Annotated in this window: 5 protein-coding genes and 1 pseudogene; 2 read left to right on the top strand and 4 right to left on the bottom strand. The window is 76.5% G+C overall.

Annotated features, from left to right (window positions below; genetic code table 11):
- Positions 1-137, bottom strand: a pseudogene (locus tag IE271_RS41800) (ABC transporter permease); the annotation flags it as partial.
- Between the two features lie 211 nt (positions 138-348).
- Between IE271_RS41800 and IE271_RS10045 the strand changes: the two are divergent.
- The gene (locus tag IE271_RS10045) at positions 349-996 is read left to right on the top strand and encodes a TetR/AcrR family transcriptional regulator (protein WP_190189850.1); all 648 of its coding nucleotides are present in this window, start codon (positions 349-351) and stop codon (positions 994-996) included.
- 477 nt (positions 997-1,473) lie between these two features.
- Here the strand turns inward: IE271_RS10045 and IE271_RS10040 are convergent, their stop codons facing one another.
- The 3 genes from IE271_RS10040 to IE271_RS10030 all read right to left on the bottom strand — a co-directional run bounded on the left by IE271_RS10040 (position 1,474) and on the right by IE271_RS10030 (position 5,415).
- Positions 1,474-3,354 carry a glycosyltransferase family 2 protein gene (locus IE271_RS10040; RefSeq protein WP_190189849.1) on the bottom strand — a complete coding sequence of 627 codons (1,881 nt, stop codon included), beginning with the start codon at positions 3,352-3,354 and terminating at the stop codon, positions 1,474-1,476.
- A gap of 42 nt (positions 3,355-3,396) precedes the next feature.
- Positions 3,397-4,680 carry a glycosyltransferase 87 family protein gene (locus IE271_RS10035; RefSeq protein ID WP_190189848.1) on the bottom strand — a complete coding sequence of 428 codons (1,284 nt, stop codon included), beginning with the start codon at positions 4,678-4,680 and terminating at the stop codon, positions 3,397-3,399.
- Positions 4,681-4,899: 219 nt separating this feature from the next.
- A complete protein-coding gene (locus IE271_RS10030; RefSeq protein ID WP_190189847.1) occupies positions 4,900-5,415 on the bottom strand; it encodes a MarR family winged helix-turn-helix transcriptional regulator in 516 nt (171 codons plus the stop codon).
- A 122-nt stretch (positions 5,416-5,537) separates the two neighbouring features.
- On the opposite strand from IE271_RS10030, the gene IE271_RS10025 reads away from it, so the two are divergent.
- Entirely contained in the window at positions 5,538-5,951 is a 414-nt protein-coding gene (locus IE271_RS10025) for an organic hydroperoxide resistance protein (protein WP_190189846.1), read from the top strand.
- Positions 5,952-6,000 lie beyond the last annotated feature (49 nt).

Below are 6,000 nucleotides of genomic sequence, written 5' to 3'. Positions count from 1 at the left end.
AACTGCCGCACATACCGCGCCAGCGAAGGCCGCGCACCACTCACGGTGAGGCCGTACTTGGCGGCGAGCTCCGCCGCGGTCAGCCCGTCGTCGGGCGCGGCCTGCGCCCGGGGCGGTGTGTGGAGGACCTGACTCACATCCGCTGCTTTCGCTCAGGGGGTGGGGCGCGCGGACCGCCGTACCCGACGGCCGGTGGGAGGTCCGGCGCGGGCGCGCCGGGACCGGGCGCGCCGGCGGAGGCACCGCGGTACGCGTACGTCGAGACGGAACCGTTTCGACGGTATGGAGCGTAGGGCGTTCCGACGTCGGAACGCAACCGTTTCGTCGTGACGCCCTATGCTGGGGCGCATGACGACGAGGGCCGACGGGACGAAGGCCGGCGGGACGCGGGAGGGCGGGCGTCCGCCGGGCCGCCGGGCGCCCGCCGGGGCGGCAGTGCTCCGCGCGGACGTGACGGAGGCGATCCGGGCGGCGGTGTTCGAGGAGCTCGCGGCCGTCGGCTACGCGCGGATGTCCATCGAGGGCATCGCGCGCCGCGCGGGCGTCGGCAAGACGGCCGTCTACCGGCGCTGGCGCTCCAAGCTCCACCTGGTCCTCGACCTGGTCTCCGCGATCGCGGTGCAGGGCCTGCCCGCGCCCGACACCGGCTCCCTGGAGGGCGACCTGCGGCTGCTGTACGAGGTGACCTCGCGCGCCCTGCGCCATCCGGTCGCCTCGCAGATCATCCCGGACCTCCAGGCGGAGGCGGCCCGCAACCCCGACATCGCCGAGGCCATGCAGAAGGCGCTGCGCGAGGGGCAGCAGGGCGTGGCGAGCGGCATCGTCGCGGCGGCCGCCGCACGCGGCGAGGTCCGCGCCGGGTACGACGAGGACCTGGCGCTCGACCTGATCTCCGGCCCGCTGTACTGGCGGTTCCTGGTGGTGCGCACGAAGCCGTCGAAGGGCTACCTCGGCGGCCTGGCGCGGACCACGGCGGGGGCGCTCAGGGCGCTGTGAGCCGACGGGGGACGACCCCGCCCGGGGCCGTCCTCGGGCCGAGTCCCCCGGGTCGGACCCCGGTTCCCGCCGCCCCGGGGCGGTCCCGGCTCAGCGGTTCCTCCGCCACCCCTCCCCGGCCGAGGCGCTCATGTCGTCGACGTCGCGCCGGGCCTTCCAGTCCAGCTCGCCGGCGATGCGGTCGGCCGAGGCGACGACCCGGGGCGGAGCGCCGGGGCTGCGGGCGGTGACCTCCGGCGGCAGGCCGTGGCCCGTGATCCGGTTGATGCGGTCGATCGTCTCGCGGACCGACGCGCCCTCCCGCGCCCGATGCTGAGGGTGAGGTCCGTGCCGCCGGGGAGGCCGCCAGCCGGCGGGCCGCGGCCGCGTGGGCGTCGGCGATGTCGGTGGACAGGTCGTCGTGGACCACGGTCCGCCCGCCCGCCTCGGTCGTCGCGTGGACGACGTGCGCCCCGACGTAACCGGCTCCGCCGGTGATCAGCCGGGTCGTGCTGTGGTCTCCCCCCGCGTGGCCGGTCGTGGTGCGGGTGCCGCGGCCGTCGTGCCCGGGCGCGGTCCGGTGGCCGTGCCCCGGTGCGCGGTCCGCCGGCCGGATCCGGCCACCGGCCAGTGAGGCAGGCGCCGGAGGCGGCGGACCAGCACGCCCGCGGCCCCGTGCCACCCGGAGGCGAGGTGCAGCGCCAGCGAGCCGGAGTGCGTCGCGTACGGCCGGACGAGCAGCAGGCCGTACCGCAGGCTCGGCACGGCGGCGCGGCGCAGCAGGCCGGGGCCCGCGACCGCGTGCGCGCCGGTGACGCGGCTCGTGCCGTCGCGGAAGCGCACCCGGATCCGCAGGTCCCAGGTGCCGGTGCCGAGCGCCGCGAGGTCGACGGGCAGCCGGGCGCACCACGTCCGGCCGTCGGCGCCGGTACGGGCACCGGCACCGGTGCCCGTGCGGATTCCGGCTCCGGCGCCTGTGCCGTTCCCGGCGCCACCCGTGCCGGGACCCGCGCTCGTGCCGGTGCCCGTGCCGTTCCCGGCACCTGCGTCCGCGCCGTCTCCGGGCCCGGGTCCGGAGACGGCCCCGGTCACGAGGGGTGCGGTCAGCCGCAGTCCCGTGGTTCCGTTCCGCCGGTCCACGAACTCGGCGTCCACGGCCACCGGCCCCGCCTCCGCCAGCCGCCCGTACAGCTCGTGCAGGCGCAGCCGCAGCGTCGAGCCGCGCGGGCGGGGCCGCAGTTCCGCGTCCACGGCGAGGGGCAGCAGCCCCACGGGGCGCGTCAGCAGCTGCTCCAGCGTCACCTCGGGCAGGTCCGCGGACCACACCGGCGTGCCGTCCGCGGTGCGGGCGTACGGCGGCCGCAGCCGGGCGGGCCGGGACGCCAGCTCCCTCAGGCGCGGCAGGTCGCGCGGCTCCGGCGAGGCCAGCACCACCCCCGCGACGATCCGGCCGGGCGCCCCCGTCGGCGTCAGGTCGCCCGCGTCGAAGCCGGCGAGGTGCGCGCGGGTCAGCTCCCACCACCGCCGCCGGTACTCCGCGCCGCGCATCTCCAGCTCGCGGGCGTACATGCGCAGCTCGTGGTCGAGGAACTTGGCGCGCGCCGCCCGCGCCAGCCGCTTCTCGCCCGCGTCCAGCAGGATCCCGTACGCCTGCCGGGCGGCCTCCGTGCGCGCCCGCCAGTTCTCGACGTCCGCCCGGTCCAGCGAGAGGGACAGGCGCCCGGCGGCGCGGCGCACGTGCCAGACGTACACGGTGTCGGGCACGAGGGCGAGGCGCGGGCCGGCCGCCAGCACGCGCGCGGTGAAGACGAAGTCCTCGTAGGGGAAGCGGCCCTCGGGGAAGCGGATGCCGTGCTCGCGCAGGAAGGCGGTCCGGTAGAGCTTGTTGACGCAGAGCGTGTCGTGGACCAGGCGGGGACGGCGCGTGGGCCGGGGGACCAGCGCGTGCCGGGCGTACAGCGCGGGCTGCCAGGGGACCTCGCGTCCCGAGGGCAGCTCACGGCGCACGCACAGCCCCGCGGCCACCTCCGCGTCGTGCTCGACGGCGGCGCCGAGCAGCGCGTCCACCGCGCCGGGCGGCAGCACGTCGTCGCTGTCCAGGAACATCACGTACGGGGCGGTGGCCGCGTCGGTCCCGTCGTTGCGGGGGGTGCCGCAGCCGCCGCTGTTGACCGCGCGGCGCAGCACCCGCAGGCGCGGTTCCCGGGCCGCGAGCGCGTCGAGCAGGTCCGCGCTGCCGTCCGCCGAGCAGTCGTCGACGGCGATCACCTCGCGCACGGCCGGACCCTGCGCGAGCGCCGACCGGACCGCGTCCGCCACGTGGGAGGCGTCGTCGTACCCGATCACGACGACGCACACCTGGGACCGATGAGCAGGCATGACGTCCACGAGACGACATAGTAGACGTTTTGCGTAATTTGCCTATTTAACTCCGTTCTGTGTCTCCTGGTGATGGCGCCGGGCGTCGGGGAACGCGCGTGCGGACGCCGGGGGCCGCGGCCGCGCCGGAAGGCGCTCCCCCGCGGTCGAGCGCCACAGCCGCCGCAGGGCGAGCGCGGCCGCCGCGACGAGCAGGCCGTTGCGGGCGAGCATCAGCAGGCAGCCGGTCCAGGTGCAGGCCATGACGTCCTCGTACAGGAGCGGGTACGCCAGCGAACTGACCGCGGCCGCCGCCGTGACCAGCGCGGCCGGCGCGCGCTGGCCGGTGTGCCGGGAGGTCAGGCACACCGCGGCGAGTCCCAGCAGCCACACCAGGTACTGCGGGCTGATCACCCGGCTGGTGACCGTGAACAGCAGGACGGCGGCCAGCGCGGCGTCGTACGGGGTGGCCGCGCCGAAGCGCCGGGCGCGCAGCCGCCACAGCAGCAGGGCGGCGAACGCGCCCGCGGTGAGCGCGAGCGAGGCCGTGGCGACCCCGGGGACGTACGGGCCCGTGAACTCCATCGCGCCGTAGCGGTAGTCCACGCGCACCGGGAGGCCGGCGCGGTGCGCGAAGGCGAGGACCGTGCCGCCGAGCGACTCGATCTGCACGCCCCGGCCGCCCTGCTGGCGCAGGAAGTCGAACGGATCGCGGAACAGGACGGTCGCCGCCGCGAGCAGTCCGCCCGCCGTCACCGCCGCCGCGCCCCAGGACCGCCGCGTGACCCGCCCCGGCGGCGCGCCCAGCAGCGCCAGCGCGGGCCACACCTTCACCAGCGCGCCCAGTGCGGCGAACGCCCCGCCCGCGCGCGGGAACCGCTCCAGCGTCAGCAGGGAGAACACCGCGAGCGCGGTGACCTGCACGTCGTAGCGGGCGAGCGGGATGTGCAGCAGCAGCGGCAGCGCGCCCGTCCAGAGCGCGGCGCCGCGCAGGCTGCGGCCGGTGCGGGTGCCCGCGCGGGCCAGGGCGACGGCGACCGCGGCGTCGGCGGCGAGGGCGAGCAGGACGAAGGCGCGGAAGTAGGTCAGGCCGGGCAGCAGTCCCGGGGCGGCCAGGACGGCGCCCGCGCCCGGCGGGTACTGCCACAGCGGGTCGCCGGCCGGGAAGGCGCCGGTCGCCAGCGTCTCGTACCAGCGGGCGTACAGCGCGTGGACCTCGCGCGCGACGCCGCCCACCCCGAGCGGGGCGCGGCCGTCGCGGGAGAGCAGCCACAGCGTCAGCGCGCGGCCGGCGAGCCAGGCGCAGGCGAGGGCGCAGAGGGCGGGCAGCCGGGATCGGGATCTCATCAAGGACGGATCGTAGGCCGCGAGGAACCGCATATCGCCCGATATGACATCAGGTACGGATGAAAGCCATGCAATGCCTACGAATGGTGCAGAGGTGGCGGGTGATCCGCCGCGCCCGCGCCCGCCCTCGCGGAGGTGCCAGGGTCGGCGCCTGACCCGGTGCCCGGGGTCGGCGCCTGACCCGGTGCCCGGGGTCGGCGCCTGTGCCGGTCCCGGCGCCTAGACCGGTCCCAGTGCCGCCCCGTCCCGCGCCGCCCGGTCCAGGGCCCGGGTCAGCCGGTCGAGGCGGGCCCGCAGGTCGCGGATCTCGTCCAGGTCGAAGCCGGTCGCGGCGCCGATCCGCAGGGGCACCTCGCGCGCCCGCTCGCGCAGCGCCAGCCCCTCCTCGGTCGGCCGCACGGTCACCGACCGCTCGTCCGCGGCGCTGCGCTCGCGCCGTACGTACCCGGCCGCTTCCAGCCGCTTGAGCAGCGGCGACAGCGTCCCGGAGTCCAGGCGCAGATGTTCGCCCACCTTCTTCACCGGCAGCTCGCCGTGCTCCCACAGGACGAGCATGACCAGGTACTGGGGGTAGGTGAGCCCCACGTCCTTGAGCAGGACGCGGTAGACGCCGCCGAAGGCGCGCGAGGCGGCGTGCAGGGAGAAGCAGATCTGCTGGTCCAGGTGGAGCAGGTCGGCGAGGTCGGCGAGGCCGGGCTCCCGTCCGCCGGGGGCGGGTATGGGCGTCGAGGTCATGCCTCCAGGGTAACGCCGGCGGGCCATTTGATTGTGCACAACTTAATTGTGTGCTTTACTTTTTTCCGTGAGGCGGCCGGACCCCGGCCGCCGGTACGCGAACGAGAGAGGGACGGTTCCCCATGGACGCGCTCTACACCGCGGTCGCCACCGCCACCCACGGCCGGGAGGGCCGCGCCGTCAGCTCCGACGGCAAGCTCGACCTCCAGCTGGGCATCCCGACGGAGATGGGCGGCAACGGCCGGGGCACGAACCCGGAGCAGCTGTTCGCCGCCGGCTACTCCGCCTGCTTCGCCAGCGCCCTCGGCGTCGTGGGCCGCGCGGCCAAGGTCGACCTCGGCGACGCCGCCGTGACCGCCGAGGTCGGCATCGGCAAGGAGGGCGAGGGCTTCGCGCTCGCCGTCACCCTGCGCGTGGAGCTGCCCGACTCCCTCGACCAGGAGACCGGCCGCAAGCTCGTCGAGCAGGCCCACCAGGTCTGCCCGTACTCCAACGCCACCCGAGGCAACATCCCGGTCGAGCTCGTCGTCGAGTAGGCGCGGCGGCCGCACGGGCGGGCCCGCGCCCCGGTACGGGCGCGCCCCC

Origin of the sequence: Streptomyces minutiscleroticus (assembly GCF_014650875.1) — a bacterium.
Taxonomy (GTDB): domain Bacteria; phylum Actinomycetota; class Actinomycetes; order Streptomycetales; family Streptomycetaceae; genus Streptomyces; species Streptomyces minutiscleroticus.
Note: the sequence above shows the minus strand (reverse complement) of the source record. Positions and strands in the feature narration are given on the sequence as shown.

Bases quoted from the DNA above. Each gene is read 5' to 3' on its own strand.
- IE271_RS10025 (WP_190189846.1), top strand. From the start codon at position 5,538: ATGGACGCGCTCTACACCGCGGTCGCCACCGCCACCCACGGCCGGGAG.
- IE271_RS10040 (WP_190189849.1), bottom strand. From the start codon at position 3,354: ATGCCTGCTCATCGGTCCCAGGTGTGCGTCGTCGTGATCGGGTACGAC.
- IE271_RS10030 (WP_190189847.1), bottom strand. From the start codon at position 5,415: ATGACCTCGACGCCCATACCCGCCCCCGGCGGACGGGAGCCCGGCCTC.
- IE271_RS10035 (WP_190189848.1), bottom strand. From the start codon at position 4,680: ATGAGATCCCGATCCCGGCTGCCCGCCCTCTGCGCCCTCGCCTGCGCC.
- IE271_RS10045 (WP_190189850.1), top strand. From the start codon at position 349: ATGACGACGAGGGCCGACGGGACGAAGGCCGGCGGGACGCGGGAGGGC.